This is a genomic window from Enterococcus sp. AMC1157 (assembly GCF_058216555.1).
Genome location: NZ_CM177099.1, coordinates 2,830,160 through 2,847,197 on the forward strand (window position 1 = coordinate 2,830,160; position 17,038 = coordinate 2,847,197).

Genomic DNA, 17,038 nt, shown 5'->3' on the forward strand with positions numbered 1-17,038 from the left:
TTTTTCTAATCAAAAAAAGTAATGTCTAATAACTAGCTGATTATTAATCTATAATAAAAAAATAATTATAAGTATTAAAACAGCAAAATATCCTAACAAAAGAAGGTTATTCCCTAATTAGGTGAAATTCCTGCTACTTTGTTCGGATATTTTTGTTTTTACTTATGTTGCCATGTTTTTATTCGCTCAATAAAGCGTTTCTTACATCTTCAATGATTTGTGTATTTGCAATTGGTCCATTATATAACCAACTAGAAGTTCGATCAAATTCAAAGACTTGCTCATCTTGAACTGCTTTTAGATTTTTCCAAATATCCTCTTCGAATAGCGGGGCAGACGTATCGCTATTAATCAAGAAGAGCGCATCTGAGTCTAGTTCAGCTAATTTTTCAAGAGTAACAGCGTTCCAATCAGCAGTTGCGGTTGCAGAAATTTCTTCAACCAAAGCGGGTTTTCCTAGGCCTAAATCACCATAGAGTACGGTACCACTTGAGCGAGAATCAGTAACCATAAAAATTGAGTTATTTACAACCCATAAAATAGCCACAGTTTTATCCGGTATTTGTTCAGATAAAGTCTGTTTTGTTTCTTCAGCCAAAGCTTCATAATTCGTAATGACTTCAGCAGCTTGTTCTTCTTTGTCTAAAACCGTAGCGATATCTTGTAATTGATCTCGCCAGTTAACATCGTCACCATTTTTTACAACATATGTTGGAGCAATTTTGGCATATTCATCATAATTTCCACTTTCCACTGTTCCAGATGAACCAATTAATAATAAATCTGGTTCAAAACTGAGAACTTCTTCATAAGGTAGGGAAAAATCAATGGTTGGAATGCCATTTAATTGTTCCTGCAGATAATCTTGCACACTTGATTCATTAACTGACCATTGTGCGACAGGCAGAGTATCTAAAGCAATTAAGTAATCTTCTAAATAACTAGCAATAATTCGTTGTGGATTGGCTGGGATGGTAACCTCATTTCCTAAGGTATCTACCAGCACGTTTTCTTCAGTAATAGATGTCTCAGTAGATGTTTCTGTATTTGTGGACTCATTATTTCCACAGGCAGATAATAAAAGAATTCCTGCTATAGTTATAAAATGAAATAATCGAAGCTTTTTCATATCAATTCCTCCCGTTAGATACGTTCTATATTTATTTTTTTGTTTGTATTGATTTTACTACCAAAAGTGATAAAATATTATGACAATGATAATCATTATCAATTAAAACGATTTAAAAGTCAATATAAATTTATGATAGCCTGTAACATTCGATTTGATTGTAAAATAGAGAATGATATTCAGCAATAATGAATCTAATTTTAAGGAATGAAGTCTATGAGCATCTTGGAAGTAGAAAATTTAACGACTGGTTATGGTGAACAAATAATCAGTCACAACCTAAACTATTATTTTTCAGAAGGAACGATAACCAGTATTATTGGTCCAAATGGTTGTGGAAAATCCACCTTTCTTAAAACATTAGCAAGAATTTTAGCTAGTAAAAAAGGAACAGTAGTATTAAACAGCAAATCATTAAATCAATATACAACCAAAGAAATCGCGAAAGAAGTAGCGATGCTTTCACAAGTGTCTGAAGCTCAAATCGATTTATCGGTATTCGATGTCATTTCCTATGGACGTTATCCTTATCAATCTGGATGGGGGAATCTAAGTAATAAGGATCAACAGATTATTCAATGGGCTCTTGCTATCACAGGGTTGACAGAATTAGCAAGAGATTCGGTAGCTACTTTGTCTGGGGGGCAACGACAAAGAGTCTGGATTGCGATGGCTCTGGTACAAGATACTGACATTGTAATATTAGATGAACCAACTACGTATTTAGATCCAGCTCATCAGTTAGAGGTATTGAACGTATTGAAGAAAATTAACCAAGAACAAGGCAAGACCATTATTATGACTATTCATGATATTAATTTAGCTTCTCGTTTTTCGGATGAAATTATTGCGATGAAAAATGGGGAGATTTATCAAGCAGGTTCTCCCGAAAAAGTTATCACTTTGGAAGTACTAAGAGAAGTTTTTCATATTGAAGCAGAGATTGAGATCCACCAACGAACTCAAAAACCACTAATGCTTTTTTATGAAACGTTGGAAGTGGAGGAAGCGTATGAATAATAAAGTAGCTCATCCATGGATCTTAGCGCAGTCATTACTGGGAGTATTAATTGTGAGTATGCTTCTTTCTTTGATTTTAGGAGCAGTAAAAATTGATAGTCATACTTTTTTTCAAGCTTTTTTTGAATTTGATAGTCAAAACCAACTTCATCAAGTGTTAATAAATGTTCGCATGCCTCGAATTTTAGGAGGAGCAGTAGTTGGTGCAAGTCTAGCTATTAGTGGGGCACTGATGCAAGGGATTACACAAAATCCTTTAGCTGATTCAGGGCTATTGGGAATTAATGCAGGAGCTGGTTTAGCTTTAGCTATAATGTTTGCTTTTTTTTCTTCAGCAAATTATTGGATTATTCTTTTAGCTTGTTTTGCAGGAGCAGCAATTAGTGTGGGATTTATTTATCTTGTTACTACAGGAAATCGGCAGGGAATGACTTCCTTAAGACTCACTTTAGCTGGAGCAGGTATCAGCGCTCTTTTTATTGCCTGTAGTCAAGCCATTGCTCTTCAATTTAATTTAGGACAGGAACTCACCTTCTGGTCAATTGGTGGTGTCAGTGCAATTTCGTGGAGTCAATTTAAGTTGATTATTCCTTTTTTTATAGTTGCGGTAATAGTGGCAATTATTAATAGCCCGGCTATTACTATTCTTCGTTTTGGAGATGATACAGCCATTAGTTTAGGGAAAAAGCCTCAACGGACACGTTTAACTGCTACAATAATCGTTTTGATTCTGTCGGGACTATCAGTTGCTGTGGTTGGTTCCGTCAGTTTTGTTGGTTTGATTGTACCCCATATTCTACGTAGTTTTGTCGGAGAAAATTATCGCTATTTGATTCCGTTATCTGGTTTAGGAGGAGCCATACTGGTCGTATGGGCAGATTTAGTTGCACGCTCCATTAATCCTCCCTTTGAAACTCCTTTTGGAATTATCACAGCTTTAATTGGGATTCCCTTCTTTATCTATTTAACACGTAAAGGAGGGCTGAAACTATGAAAAAGCGATGGCTATTACCAGTTCTTATTTTGCTTATTGTATTTGTCGTTCTTTTCGCAATTACTCATGGAAAACTAGCATTAACTTGGCGAGAAGTGTGGGAAATTATTCAAGGAGGAGGTGCATCTAACAAACGTTTATTACTCATTGATTTCCGACTGCCAAGAATAGTGATTGCTCTTTTAGCGGGAATGTCCTTAGCTATTAGTGGGGCTGTATTTCAAAGTACTACACAAAATCCTTTGGCAGATTCAGGAATTTTAGGCATTAATGCAGGAGCTGGTTTCTTTGTTTTAATTTTTATCAGTTTTATTGAAACCTCAAGAGTATCTACCTTCTTATTGCCGCTAATTGCATTAGCGGGAGCATTAATAACTGCGACGAGTATATTTTTTGTTGCCTACAAAAGAGGAATTGGAATAACACCAATTCGTTTGGTCTTAACAGGTGTGGTACTTAGTACGGGAATTTCGGCATTGACTCTGTTAATAACTACAAGGATTGATAGTGAAAAATATCGTTTTGTGACTATGTGGCAAGCTGGAAGTATCTGGGGGAGTAACTGGACGTTTGTTCTGGCATTGCTACCATGGGTAATAATTCTTGTCCCATGGATGATTTTTAAGCATCGAGAGTTAGATATTTTACAATTTGGCGATGAAACGGCTCTTTCTTTAGGAGTGAATACCCAAAAAGAACGGGTGAAATTGATTGTTGCAGCCACAGCGTTAACGGGAGCAGCAATATCTGTGACTGGAGGAATTGGTTTCTTGGGTTTGATTGCACCACATATCATTCGAAGATGGGGTTTTAAAAAACATTGGCAATTAATTCCAATGACTGGTTTGATGGGAAGCTTGTTGTTGTTAGTCAGCGATACTCTGGGCAGATTAGCACCAGGCAGTGGAGAAATTCCTGCAGGAACAGTGGTTGCTATTTTAGGAGCTCCCTATTTCTTATACTTATTGTTACACGAAGCTAAAAAATAAAAAAATTCCAACGATAGCCTCTTCGCCTATAAGACTATTGTTGGAACTTTTTTATTTGTTTAAAAGCAGATGATTTTTTTCATCAAATTTATGATTGTGAGAAGAGACCATCGCTTGTTGAGGACTCTCAGGATCAAGGTATTGTTTGATTAAATTTATACTGTTAGCAGCATCTTGAAAAGCTCCTGCCAAGAGATGTAGTTTTCCTTTTGACGTCTGAATGTCTCCCGCTGCAAATATTCCTGGAATATTTGTCTGTGTAGGAATGTCGCAATGTAAATAAAAATTATCGACCTTTTCAAATGTGAACGGGAGATTATCCAAAAGTGAACTATCACGGTCATAACCATGTTGAATAAGTAAATGATCTGTAGCTAAGACCTGATTGCTTAAGACAATTTCCATCTCATGAGAGCTTCCTTGACGAACACCATGAATTTCTTGATTTAGTAGGAGTTGTCCGCCTTTTTCCAAAAAATTTCGATGAGAAGTTTCCAAAGCTTTTAATGAGTTCCCTCGATAAACAACGAATACTTCTTTTGCATAATCTAAGCATTCATTTCCATAATCCAAGGCAGCGTCACCACCTCCAGAAATCACTAATCGCTTACCTTTGATGGCTTGGTGATTAGGGAAGACATAATGAACATTGGAGGAAAGTTCTTCACTAATAGGAACAGATAATTTTTTGGGAGCCACCACGCCACCACCAACCGCAAGTAAAATCGAGCGACAGACGCGTGTCTGATTTTGATTGTCTGTTACATAAAACAGATTATTTTTTTGAGTAATATGAGTCACTTTAGTATTCAAAGAAATTTCTGGTCCAAAAGTTTCAGCTTGTTCAATTAAATTTTGACGAACTTTTTTTCCTTGAGTTGCCGGTAAAGCACCAATATCCCAAACAAATTTTTCCGGATAAAAATTAATTTTCCCACCCAGTGTTCCACGAGCCTCTAAAAGAGCAATCGAAAGATCACGAAGTCCACCATAAAATGCAGCATATAAGCCAGCGGGACCACCGCCAACAATTATTAAATCAATGATAGATGTCATTGTAAATTCCTACTTTCTTTTTCAACCTTTTTATAATTACAAATAATGAATGAGAACGATTATCATTTGCAGTTATGATAGCACGTCTGAATTTTCTTTTCAATCATGGTAGAAGATGAACTGGTACTCTTTGATCAAGGGATAGTATAGAATCTCTTCTAATAGCTTACCAATCACTAAAAAAATAGTTTATTTTGAGCAGCTAGAATAAAATAAATTTCTTTAGCAGGCAATTTCATTTATACTAACTTTATATAAGGATTAGAAAATACTTAAGGAGAAAAAGAATGAAAAAGCAAAGAGAAAAATGGGGCTATCTTCTTAATGGTATTTTTTGGATTGGTTTCGGCATCATTTTAGTTATTTATCATCAAATGTTTGTTTCTCGCATAACTAATTGGTTGGGAATTTTGGTTTTCGGTGTAGGGATTTTTAGAGGAATACAAACTTTTTTACCTAGTCAAAACTTAATAGGTCTTAAATCGCGAATCCTTAATTTGTTCAATATGTTCCTTCATTTAATCATAGGAACTTGGGTGATGGGCTTTAGTCCATCAGCACCTATTTTGTTAAGTAAAGGAATTGGTTTGTATCAAATTATTATAGGGATGGTCACTTTAGTAAATTATCTGTTATTAAGAAAGGATCGGGTTTCTGGTCGATTCCATTATTTACTAATTGCCTTAGTAAATTTAATTTGGGGAGTAAGTTCTTTATTAGGCTCTGAGGATGTAAGAAATACATTAGTACGATTAGGAATTTATTTGATTTTTATTGGCGTCACTTCTTTGAATGATGCAAAAGACTTAGTTATTTCTGATGAAGAAACTAAAAAACTCAAACGACGAATTAGAATTGGTGTTCCGGTAATCTTTACGATGTTGTTACCTGCCAGAGTTCTAAAGAGTATCAATCAGTTTTTAAATGAGGAGTTAAATGTTGTTCCTGAACGATATCAGATAACTAAAGTATCAACTGTTCAGGGAGAACCTGTGTTAAAAGTATTAATTCATGTCAGTGAATCAGGAACGGGAACGATGGGTCATGTTGATTTAAGTTATAAAGGACGAATTTATGCTTACGGAAGCTATGATGTCGATTCAGAACGACTTTTTGGTTCAATCGGAGATGGCTGTTTCTTTTCATTAGATGAAAAAAATTATATTGAGAATTGTTTGGAAGAAGGTAAGACCTTATTTGAATATACATTGATGTTGAATATTGCACAACAACAAGCTTTTGAGGCAAAACTAAGTGAAATACAAGCAATCTTGATTCCTTGGAAACTAACCAGTGAGACCCAAAAAGCTAGTTACTTAGGAAAAATGAGCAAAAGATATCCAGTGGAAATTTATAAATTTAGTAAGTCCCGTTTTAAAACTTATTTTGTTCTAGGAACGAACTGTGTAAAACTAGCAGATAAATTAATTGGTACTAGTGGTTTAGATTTAATTGCCATGGTGGGAATTCTTTCTCCGGGAACTTACTATGACTATTTTGCTCAAGAGTATCAAAAACCGCATTCAATAGTTGTAGGAGCTAAAATTCATAATGCCGGTATCCGTAAAAAAACATTTTCTGCTAAATAAATTGCAAAAAACATGAGATAGCTGTATGAAAGTATCAGCCATCTCATGTTTTTTTGTTTTGAGAGTAAATTGTAATATTTTTATAAAAATCTCAATTTAGTAATTATCAGAAATAAAAAAAATGTAAACTATAGTTGTGACCATCCAGAAGCAAGCTTAATTACATGAAAGGACAGGGAAAAATTTATAAAGGAGTGTACAATGAAGAAATTCAATATGTTAATTCAGATGGGTTCAGTATTTTTTGTTATTGTATCAGTTGTTTTATTTGGGTTTACTTATACAGATATTAGTAAAGTAGGACATACAGGTTTCGATTTAACCAAATGGCTAGATGCTGATATTTATGTATTAAAATTGGGGTGGCATAGTTTGATTTTAGGAGCAGCCCTTAATGTAGTTTCATTTATTTTAAATATAAAAAATCATCAAACACTGATGAATGCTGATGGAAGTACAAATAGTTAGTCACTGAAGAAGTGATGTACTATGTCAAAAAATATCAAACAAAAAAAGTTGCTCACTTGCAACTTTTTTTGTTTGATATCAGAACCTTAATGAAAGTAAAACGAAAAAATGCTAATCATCAAACCTTTTTCGTTTTGCTGAGCTCGGAATACCTAAGCCATCACGATATTTAGCTACTGTTCTTCGAGAAATATCGACTCCCTCGGCTTTTAGCAGATCAACGATTTTCTGGTCAGAGAGTGGTTTACGTTTGTTTTCTTCTGAAACGAGTTGTTTCAAGCGATTCTTCACATCCGTCGTTGAACGATCTTCGCCTTCTTCAGAAGCTAATTTTTGGCTAAAGAAGGTTTTTAATTCAAATACACCAAAATCTGTTTCTAAATATTTTCCATTGACGGCACGACTAACTGTCGATTCATGAATATCCAATTTTTCTGCAATATCCTTTAAAATAAGTGGTTTTATCGGATGCTCTGAATTTAAAAAGAACGCTTGCTGCCTTTGGATAATTTCATTGCCAACATTGAAAATAGTGTCTCCACGTTGCTGAATGGTTTTTTTCAGCCATTCAAAATCCTGTTGTTTGGCTTTTAAGTACTGTAATACTTCTTTATCACCACTTTGTTTCATTTGTTCAAAATAGTTTTGTTGGAATTTAATCTCAGGTGTACTATTTCGATTGGATAAAAGGGTAATCTGATTGTCTTTTATCTTGACAGTTAAATCTGGAATAATGTACAAACCTTCTGTCGAACCAAAAGCAGCACCAGGGGTAGGGGTCAAGCTTTGAATATAATCAAACACTTGTTGAACATTGGACATAGTGATACTGAATCGTCTAGCAATCATTTCCCACTTTCGATCTACTAGTTCTGTAAAGCATTCTTCTAAAATCACATAGGCCAATTCTGGTGCGTAATTGTCTCTTTCCGTTTGTAACATTAAACACTCTTGTAAGTTTCTGGCGCCGACACCTGCCGGATCGAGCTGTTGAATTAAGGTTAAAGCGTCTAATATTTGAATGGTTGTCCCACCCGTATTTTTTTCTGCTTCTTCTAAAGTGATTGTTAAAAAACCATTCAAATCAATGTGTTCCACTAAGTACAAAACCAGGGTTCGAAGATAGGTGTCACGATAATTTAAATGAATTTGATCAAGAAGATGCTCAAATAAAGAAATTCGACTATCAGGGATTTGACTAAGATAATTCATTTCAGTCCCTGTAGAAGTCCGTGGTTTAGAATAGTTAGCTGTATAATTTGGCAAAACAACTTCTAATAAAGGATTTTCTAACGATTCATTTTCGATAAAGTCAGTTAATTCTTCCGTCGAAAATTGTAAAACCTGAATAGATTGTTGTAGTTTTTGAGTCATGGCTAGTTTTTGAGTCTGTTTTTGTTGTTGCGTAAATTGCTGTTCAAATTTCATGGTAACTCCCCTTGTTTTTTTTCTAAACTTCCGCTAAACTATGTAAAGTATTTGCACCTGTAGTGTAGTGGATATCACACAAGATTCCGGTTCTTGAGACAGGGGTTCGATTCCCTTCAGGTGCGTTTTTTTAACTGATTACAGTATACTTGAAGAAGTGAAAAATGGCAAAATACTGTTGAACGACTAAAATCATAAACCGAATCCTAAAAGAAGTCTGGATGACCATTGTCCTAGACTTATTTTTTACATAGAATTGACAGAAAAAGCAGGAACTTTACATTTTTTATCCGGCTAACGGTTGATAATTAAGAGGGAACATGCTAAAATTATCTTCGTAAGGAATTGAAATTCGACAGTGATTCGATTTTTTTTATAATACATGGGTCGTATTAAGTCTATCTAGGACAATATGTGTCCAATGGAGGTTGCATATGCTTGATGAATTACAATTGATTGAAGCAATCGCACCAGATATTTTGTTAGTTATTCAGGAGAGATATCGAATACTACAAAATATTTATTGGATGCAGCCGGTTGGACGTAGAACACTTGCTGAAAGTGTGGACATGACTGAGCGTGTGCTACGAACAGAAACGGATTTACTGAGAAAACTCAATTTAATTGATAGCTCCAAAAGTGGTATGATGCTCACCCAAAAAGGGGAAGAGGTTTATAGTCGGTTGGGTAGTTTGATGGAACAATTTTTCAGAGTCCGTCAACTAGAAAAAAGATTGGCGACTTATTTTGGCATTGATCGCTGCTTGATTACAGGCGGAGACAGTGACCAGCAAGTGAAAGTCATCAATGAATTTGGACACCTACTGACTGAAGCTTTAGATAATCATTTACCTAATGGACACAATATTATAGCTGTAATGGGTGGAACAACGATGGCGAAAATTGCTCGTGAGCTCTCTAATTTAGAGACTGAACAGCGAGAAAATACCTTTGTTCCTGCTAGAGGAGGTATTGGTGAATCTGTCAATGTACAAGCCAATTCAATTTGTGCGGAGATGGCGACACGTTCAAATGGGAATTATCGAGCACTGTATGTGCCGGAGCAATTAAGTAAAGCAACTTATCAATCATTGATGAAAGAACCATCAATTTTAGAAGTATTGAACTTGATAAGTGAAGCTAACTGTGTTATTCATAGTATTGGGAAAGCTTTACACATGGCTGCTCGTCGAAAAATGACAGAAGAAGAGATTTTGATGCTTAAGCAAAAAAATGCAGTAGCTGAATCATTTGGATATTTTTTTGATGAAGAAGGGGAAGTGGTTTACAAAATCCCTCGAATTGGTTTACAATTAAAAGATATAAAGAACATCCCTTACGTGTTTGCGATAGCCGGAGGTAAAAGTAAGACAAAAGCCATCCGAGCTTATATGAAAAATGCACCAAAACAAACGTGGCTCATCACAGATGAAGCTGCGGCTAATCAGATTTTAAAAGGGGTAACCCTTTAAAATAAAATTTTTATGATTTTCATAAGGAGGAAATCTTAAATGACAGTTAAAGTAGGTATTAATGGATTTGGACGTATCGGACGCTTAGCATTCCGTCGTATCCAAGATGTAGAAGGAATCGAAGTGGTTGCTATCAACGACTTAACAGATGCTAAAATGTTAGCACACTTGTTAAAATATGATACAACTCAAGGACGTTTCAACGGTACTGTTGAAGTTCACGAAGGTTCTTTTGATGTTAATGGTAAAGAGGTTAAAGTATTAGCTAACCGCAACCCTGAAGAATTACCATGGGGCGAATTAGGCGTAGACATCGTTCTAGAATGTACTGGTTTCTTTACTTCAAAAGCTGCTGCAGAAAAACACTTAACTGCTGGTGCTAAACGTGTTGTTATCTCAGCTCCTGGTGGAGATGATGTTCCAACAATCGTTTACAACACAAACCATGAAATCTTAACAGGCGAAGAAACAGTTATCTCAGGTGCTTCATGTACTACTAACTGCTTAGCTCCAATGGCTAAAGCGTTAAACGATAACTTCGGCGTTGTTGAAGGTTTAATGACAACTATCCACGCATACACTGGTGACCAAATGACTCTTGATGGACCACACCCTAAAGGTGATTTCCGTCGTGCTCGTGCGGCTGCTGCAAACATCGTTCCTAACTCAACTGGTGCTGCTAAAGCTATTGGTTTAGTAATTCCAGAATTGAACGGTAAATTAGATGGAGCTGCTCAACGTGTTCCTATCGCAACTGGTTCATTAACTGAATTAGTAACTGTTTTAGACAAACAAGTTACTGTTGATGAAATCAATGCAGTAATGGCTAAAGCAGCTAACGAATCTTATGGTTACACTGAAGACGAAATCGTATCTTCTGATATCGTAGGTATTACTTACGGTTCATTATTTGATGCAACTCAAACTCGTGTAATGACAGTTGGCGACAAACAATTAGTTAAAACTGTTTCATGGTATGACAATGAAATGTCATACACTGCACAATTAGTTCGTACTTTAGAATACTTCGCTAATTTATAAGATAGTTCACTATCTGAATTGGCAGTATCAAAGCGGGGAAGCGACGCGCTTCTCCGCTTTTTTTAAGAGAAAGACGATATTAGGAGGCAATTTTAATGGCTAAAATGACTGTTCAAGATCTTGATTTAAAAGGTAAAAAAGTTCTTGTTCGTGTGGATTTCAACGTTCCATTGAAAGATGGCGTGATTACCGATGACACACGTATCAAAGCAGCTTTACCAACAATCAACTATGTATTAGACCAAGGTGGAAAAGCAATTCTATTTTCTCACTTAGGACGTGTAAAAGCAGAAGAAGACAAAGCTGGTAAATCTTTAGCACCTGTTGCAGAACGTTTAGGCGAATTACTAGGTAAAGAAGTAACATTCGTCCCTGAAACTCGTGGTGAAGCTTTAGAAGCTGCTATCAACGATTTAAAAGACGGCGAAGTAGTTGTTTTTGAGAACACTCGTTTTGAAGATGTAGATGGTAAAAAAGAAAGCAAAAACGACGCTGATTTAGGTAAATACTGGGCTTCATTAGGCGATGTATTCGTAAATGATGCATTTGGTACAGCGCACCGTGCTCATGCTTCTAACGTAGGAATTGCATCTACAGGAATTCCAACAGTTGCTGGATTCTTAATGGAAAAAGAAATCAAATTTATCGGTGAAGCAGTTGAAGAACCTAAACGTCCAATGGTGGCAATTTTAGGTGGCGCAAAAGTTTCTGATAAAATTGGTGTAATCGAAAACCTAATCCCTAAAGCAGATAAAATTCTTATCGGTGGTGGAATGACTTATACTTTCTACCGTGCCAAAGGAATTGAAATTGGTAAATCTTTAGTTGAAGCGGACAAAGTAGAATTAGCAAAAGAATTAATTGAAAAAGCTGGCGATAAGTTAGTATTACCAGTTGATTCAGTTACATCAGCTGAATTTTCTAATGAAGTACCAACTGAAGTGCATGAAGGTCCAGTACCTGAAGATCAAATGGGCTTAGATATTGGTCCTAAATCTGTTGAATTATTTTCAGATATCTTAAAAGATGCAAAAACAGTTGTTTGGAATGGTCCTATGGGCGTATTCGAAATGTCTAACTTTGCAAATGGTACAATCGGTGTTTGTGAAGCGATTGCTAACTTAGAAGGCGCAACAACAATTATCGGTGGTGGAGATTCTGCTGCAGCTGCTGAACAATTAGGTTTTGCAGACAAATTCACTCACATTTCAACTGGTGGTGGCGCTAGTTTGGAATTGCTAGAAGGTAAAGAATTACCAGGTCTAGCGGCAATCAACGACAAATAATTAAAAAATGATTCATTGATAGAAAACTATCAATGAATCAAAATGAATAAAGGAGTGTCAAATTCATGCGTAAACCTATTATTGCAGGTAACTGGAAAATGAATTTAACAGCATCAGAAGCAAAAGCTTTTGCTGAAGCTGTAAAAAACAATATCCCTAGCAATGACACAGTAGATTCAGTTATTGGTTCACCAGCTTTATTTTTGGAAACATTAGTAGACGCTGCTAAAGGAACTGACTTAAAAATCTCTGCTCAAAACTGCTATTGGGAAAACTCAGGAGCGTTCACTGGTGAAACTTCACCTGCTGCATTGGCAGATCTTGGTGTAGATTATGTGATCATTGGTCACTCAGAACGTCGTGAATACTTCCATGAAACTGATGAAGATATTAACAAAAAAGCAAAAGCAATTTTTGCAAATGGTTTAACACCAATCCTTTGCTGTGGCGAGTCTTTAGAAACTTATGAAGCTGGCAAAACAGCTGAATGGATCGAAGGACAAATTACAGCTGGTTTAGCTGATTTAACAGACGCACAAGTAAGCAGCTTAGTTATTGCTTATGAACCAATCTGGGCTATTGGTACTGGTAAATCTGCAGATGCAACAATTGCAGATGAAATTTGTGGCGTTGTACGACAAACTGTTGCAAAACTTTACGGTAGTGAAGTAGCATCAGAAGTTCGTATTCAATACGGTGGTTCTGTTAAACCAGAAAACATTGCTGAATACATGGCTAAAGAAAATGTTGATGGAGCTTTAGTAGGTGGCGCAAGCTTACAAACAGATTCATTCTTAGCATTATTAGATGCTGTAAAATAATTCTGAACAATTTTAAGTTTTATTTGCAGTATTCGTAAAAATTCATTAAAATAGAACTATCAAAAGGGATATCCCTGACGATAAAACAAACTCAAAGGAGAGACAAAACATGTCAATTATTACTGATGTTTACGCTCGCGAAGTCCTAGACTCACGTGGTAACCCAACAATCGAAGTAGAAGTTTATACAGAATCAGGTGCGTTCGGTCGCGGTATGGTTCCTTCAGGAGCTTCAACTGGTGAACATGAAGCGGTTGAATTACGTGATGGCGACAAAGATCGTTACTTAGGTAAAGGGGTATCTAAAGCAGTTGATAACGTAAATAACGTAATCGCTGAAGCTATCATTGGTTACGATGTTCGTGATCAAATGGCTATCGATAAAGCTATGATCGATTTAGATGGCACTCCTAACAAAGGTAAATTAGGTGCGAACGCTATCCTTGGTGTTTCTATCGCTGTAGCACGTGCTGCTGCTGATTACCTAGAAGTACCTTTATACCACTATCTAGGCGGATTCAACACAAAAGTTTTACCAACTCCAATGATGAACATCATAAATGGTGGTTCTCACTCTGATGCTCCTATCGCATTCCAAGAGTTCATGATTTTACCTGTTGGTGCGCCAACATTTAAAGAAGCTTTACGTTGGGGTGCAGAAGTATTCCACGCTTTAGCAAAAATCTTGAAATCTCGTGGTTTAGAAACAGCTGTAGGTGACGAAGGTGGTTTTGCTCCCAAATTTGAAGGCACTGAAGACGGTGTTGAAACAATTTTAGAAGCAATTAAAGCTGCTGGTTTAGAGCCAGGTAAAGATGTATACCTAGGATTTGACTGTGCTTCTTCAGAATTCTACGAAGATGGTGTTTACAACTACGCTAAATTTGAAGGTGAAGGCGGAGCGAAACGCACTGCTGCTGAACAAGTAGATTACCTAGAAGAATTAGTTAACAAATACCCAATCATCACTATCGAAGACGGTATGGATGAAAATGACTGGGATGGATGGAAACTATTGACTGAACGCTTAGGCGATAAAGTTCAATTAGTTGGTGACGACTTGTTCGTAACAAACACTGAAATCTTGGCTAAAGGTATTGATGGCGGAATTGGTAACTCAATCCTAATCAAAGTTAACCAAATCGGTACATTAACTGAAACTTTTGAAGCTATTGAAATGGCTAAAGAAGCTGGCTACACTGCCGTTGTATCTCACCGTTCTGGTGAAACAGAAGATTCAACAATTGCTGACATCTCTGTTGCAACTAATGCTGGCCAAATCAAAACTGGTTCTCTATCACGTACTGACCGTATTGCAAAATACAACCAATTACTACGTATCGAAGACCAATTAGGTGAAGTAGCTGTTTACAAAGGCTTGCAAGCTTTCTACAACTTAAAAAATAAATAATCTGGTAATGTAAAAGTAACTATACCGATTTTTCAGAGATGATAAAATTAGTGTAAAAAGTGTTTCTACTTTTATGTTCTAGTATTATTGCTAAGTGCCTTTCTTATGTCAACTAATGACATGAGAGGGGCATTTTTTTATGCACTATGAACGATTAGTAAAGGAATACTTGTTAGAATTGAAATTAGAAAATTATTCAAAAAGAACGATTGAGTCTTATGAACAACATCATCGAAAATTTATAGACTATTACAGAAAAGAAATTGGTTCACCGCTTTTAATTGAAGATGTTTCGAAAATTCATTATAAGTTGTTCATCAGTTTTTTATTGGATTGCCAATTAAAAAGTAGTTATATAAATGCAATTTTAAAAACTCACAAAGCATTCTGGAACTATTTAGTAGCTGAGAAAGTAGTCAAAGTTAGTCCTCTGGAAACGATAAGGTTATTAAAGGAAACAAAGCCATTATTAACTACATTCAATGATAAAGAAGTAAAGGATATGCTGAATGTGTGGAAATTTGATACCTATTTAGGAGCAAGAAATAAGTGTATTATTGCTCTTTTAGCAGATACAGGTATACGTGTATCTGAACTATTAAATTTAAAGGATACAGATTTAGCTGAAAACTATATCCGAATATTAGGAAAGGGGAGTAAATGGCGAGTAGTGCCAATCTCATCTGAATTAAATTATTTTATTACTCGATATAGAAGGATTCGAGATAGTCATTTTTATATACTTAGAAATTATCATGGCAAAACAAGGAAATTAGATGAACAGCTATTTTTAGGGAAAACAGGAAGAAAAATTAAGACGGTGACGAATATTGAATTGATATTGAAAGAAACAGGTAAGAGAGCAGGCGTTAGGGCAACTGTTAGGTGTAGTCCTCATACATTAAGGCATTATTGGACGGTAAAGAATTTGCAGATGGGGCAAGATTTTTTTACAATAAGTAAGATGTTGGGGCATTCCAAACTAGATACAACGAAAATTTATATCAGTAGTGGATAGGTTACACTGGACTAGACAGAAAAAATAAGGTGTGTACAATAAGAGAAAACACCTGGAGGAAAAATTATGTCAAAACGTCAAAGAAGAACCTATTCAAAAGAATTTAAACAACAAATGGTAGACTTGTACAATGCTGGGAAACCGCGAGCAGAAATCGTTCGGGAATATGAATTAACCCCCTCAGCTTTTGATAAATGGGTCAAACAAGCCAATACAACAGGATCATTCAAAGAAAAAGACAACCTAACCCCTGAACAAAAAGAATTAGCTGCTTTACGAAAAAGAAATCAACAGTTAGAAATGGAGAATGATATTTTAAAGCAAGCGGCGCTGATATTCGGACGAAACGACAAGTAATTGATGCCAACAAGCACAAATACTCTATATCAGCGATGTGTCAATGTCTAGGGATTTCTCGCCAAACATATTACTATCAACCAAAGAAAAAACAAAGTGAAGCTGAAATTGAAGAGGCGGTAACCGAAACCTTTTATCAAAACCGCAAAGTCTATGGTACGCGTAAAATAAAAAAGAGCCTAGAAAATCAAGGGATTCGTGTTAGTCGGCGTAAAATCGGCAGAATCATGAAGAATCGTGGGTTGAAGTCTACTTATACGATGGCCTACTATAAGCATCATGGGACTTCTTGTAATGAAGCGCCAGTTAAAAATCTATTGAATCGTGAGTTTTCACATAAAAATCCATTAGAAGCAATCGTAACGGATTTAACCTATGTACGAGTTGGAAAGAAATGGCACTATATTTGTTTGATATTAGACTTGTTCAATCGTGAAATCATTGGTTATTCTTGTGGCGAGCATAAATCTGCGGCTCTAGTAAAAAAAGCTTTCAGCCGTATATCTTATCCATTAACAGAAGTAGAACTTTTTCATACGGATCGTGGGAAAGAATTTGATAATCAAACAATTGAAATGATTTTACAAGCATTTGGTATCACACGTTCACTTAGTAAAAAAGGCTGTCCTTATGATAATGCCGTAGCAGAATCTACGTATAAATCCGTCAAAATCGAATTTGTTTATTCAAAAAAATTTGAGACTTTGAAAGAATTAGAACTAGAATTATTTGATTACGTACATTGGTGGAATCATCTTCGTTTGCACGGTACACTTGGCTACGAGACACCCATTCATATCCGTTATCAGAGATTGGCGCAGCAAACCCTTGACAATGAGCATGGTCATGATAGCGAAAGCGAGGCAGCGTAATTCCCAATTGAGCTTCTGCCGTTGAAATTCATGACCATGGAGGCTCGTTGTCAAGGGCAAACGGAACAAAGTGCAAGAATTCTATAT

Annotated in this window: 15 protein-coding genes and 1 tRNA gene; 13 read left to right on the forward strand and 3 right to left on the reverse strand. The window is 35.9% G+C overall.

Going from position 1 to position 17,038, the window contains the following annotated elements; genetic code table 11:
- Positions 1-178 precede the first annotated feature (178 nt).
- Positions 179-1,129: an ABC transporter substrate-binding protein gene (locus AC4BBX_RS13780; protein WP_490454377.1), complete on the reverse strand. Its 951-nt coding sequence runs from the start codon at positions 1,127-1,129 to the stop codon at positions 179-181.
- Between the two features lie 216 nt (positions 1,130-1,345).
- Here AC4BBX_RS13780 and AC4BBX_RS13785 point away from each other — a divergent pair, with 216 nt between their 5' ends.
- Genes AC4BBX_RS13785 through AC4BBX_RS13795 form a run of 3 tightly spaced genes read left to right on the forward strand, consistent with a single transcriptional unit; the run spans position 1,346 to position 4,132 of the window.
- A complete protein-coding gene (locus tag AC4BBX_RS13785) occupies positions 1,346-2,149 on the forward strand; it encodes an ABC transporter ATP-binding protein (protein WP_490454378.1) in 804 nt (267 codons plus the stop codon).
- Positions 2,142-3,143 (forward strand): FecCD family ABC transporter permease, encoded by a 1,002-nt coding sequence (locus tag AC4BBX_RS13790; RefSeq protein WP_490454379.1) that lies wholly within the window; start codon positions 2,142-2,144, stop codon positions 3,141-3,143. Before AC4BBX_RS13785 ends, AC4BBX_RS13790 begins: the two co-directional genes overlap by 8 nt.
- Positions 3,140-4,132 (forward strand): FecCD family ABC transporter permease, encoded by a 993-nt coding sequence (locus AC4BBX_RS13795; RefSeq protein WP_490454380.1) that lies wholly within the window; start codon positions 3,140-3,142, stop codon positions 4,130-4,132. The genes AC4BBX_RS13790 and AC4BBX_RS13795 overlap by 4 nt, the downstream gene beginning before the upstream one ends.
- Before the next feature lie 51 nt (positions 4,133-4,183).
- Here AC4BBX_RS13795 and AC4BBX_RS13800 read toward each other — a convergent pair whose 3' ends face one another.
- Complete coding sequence (locus AC4BBX_RS13800; protein ID WP_490454381.1) at positions 4,184-5,188, reverse strand: NAD(P)/FAD-dependent oxidoreductase; 1,005 nt, start codon at positions 5,186-5,188, stop codon at positions 4,184-4,186.
- 287 nt (positions 5,189-5,475) lie between these two features.
- Here AC4BBX_RS13800 and AC4BBX_RS13805 point away from each other — a divergent pair, with 287 nt between their 5' ends.
- Together AC4BBX_RS13805 and AC4BBX_RS13810 are read left to right on the forward strand one after the other, a co-directional pair.
- Positions 5,476-6,777: an HdeD family acid-resistance protein gene (locus tag AC4BBX_RS13805; protein WP_490454382.1), complete on the forward strand. Its 1,302-nt coding sequence runs from the start codon at positions 5,476-5,478 to the stop codon at positions 6,775-6,777.
- 201 nt (positions 6,778-6,978) lie between these two features.
- Complete coding sequence (locus tag AC4BBX_RS13810; protein ID WP_490454383.1) at positions 6,979-7,245, forward strand: hypothetical protein; 267 nt, start codon at positions 6,979-6,981, stop codon at positions 7,243-7,245.
- 111 nt (positions 7,246-7,356) lie between these two features.
- On the opposite strand, the gene rpoN is transcribed toward AC4BBX_RS13810, so the two are convergent.
- Positions 7,357-8,673, reverse strand: a complete 1,317-nt coding sequence (rpoN, locus tag AC4BBX_RS13815) for an RNA polymerase factor sigma-54 (RefSeq protein WP_490454384.1) — start codon at positions 8,671-8,673, stop codon at positions 7,357-7,359.
- A 53-nt stretch (positions 8,674-8,726) separates the two neighbouring features.
- Between rpoN and AC4BBX_RS13820 the strand changes: the two genes are divergently transcribed.
- The 8 genes from AC4BBX_RS13820 to AC4BBX_RS13855 all read left to right on the forward strand — a co-directional run bounded on the left by AC4BBX_RS13820 (position 8,727) and on the right by AC4BBX_RS13855 (position 16,951).
- A tRNA-Arg gene (locus tag AC4BBX_RS13820) sits at positions 8,727-8,798 on the forward strand.
- Positions 8,799-9,107: 309 nt separating this feature from the next.
- Entirely contained in the window at positions 9,108-10,145 is a 1,038-nt protein-coding gene (locus tag AC4BBX_RS13825) for a sugar-binding transcriptional regulator (protein ID WP_490454385.1), read from the forward strand.
- Between the two features lie 39 nt (positions 10,146-10,184).
- Positions 10,185-11,186 carry a type I glyceraldehyde-3-phosphate dehydrogenase gene (gene gap, locus AC4BBX_RS13830; RefSeq protein WP_490454386.1) on the forward strand — a complete coding sequence of 334 codons (1,002 nt, stop codon included), beginning with the start codon at positions 10,185-10,187 and terminating at the stop codon, positions 11,184-11,186.
- 95 nt (positions 11,187-11,281) lie between these two features.
- Positions 11,282-12,472: a phosphoglycerate kinase gene (locus AC4BBX_RS13835; RefSeq protein ID WP_490454387.1), complete on the forward strand. Its 1,191-nt coding sequence runs from the start codon at positions 11,282-11,284 to the stop codon at positions 12,470-12,472.
- A 65-nt stretch (positions 12,473-12,537) separates the two neighbouring features.
- Positions 12,538-13,293 (forward strand): triose-phosphate isomerase, encoded by a 756-nt coding sequence (gene tpiA, locus AC4BBX_RS13840; RefSeq protein ID WP_490454388.1) that lies wholly within the window; start codon positions 12,538-12,540, stop codon positions 13,291-13,293.
- Between the two features lie 109 nt (positions 13,294-13,402).
- Positions 13,403-14,704, forward strand: a complete 1,302-nt coding sequence (gene eno, locus AC4BBX_RS13845; protein WP_490454389.1) for a surface-displayed alpha-enolase — start codon at positions 13,403-13,405, stop codon at positions 14,702-14,704.
- Positions 14,705-14,843: 139 nt separating this feature from the next.
- Complete coding sequence (locus tag AC4BBX_RS13850; protein ID WP_490454390.1) at positions 14,844-15,722, forward strand: tyrosine-type recombinase/integrase; 879 nt, start codon at positions 14,844-14,846, stop codon at positions 15,720-15,722.
- A 66-nt stretch (positions 15,723-15,788) separates the two neighbouring features.
- A protein-coding gene (locus AC4BBX_RS13855) for an IS3 family transposase (protein WP_490454306.1) occupies positions 15,789-16,951 on the forward strand; the annotation gives its coding sequence in 2 pieces (ribosomal slippage) (positions 15,789-16,065 and positions 16,065-16,951; 1,164 coding nt in all).
- Positions 16,952-17,038 lie beyond the last annotated feature (87 nt).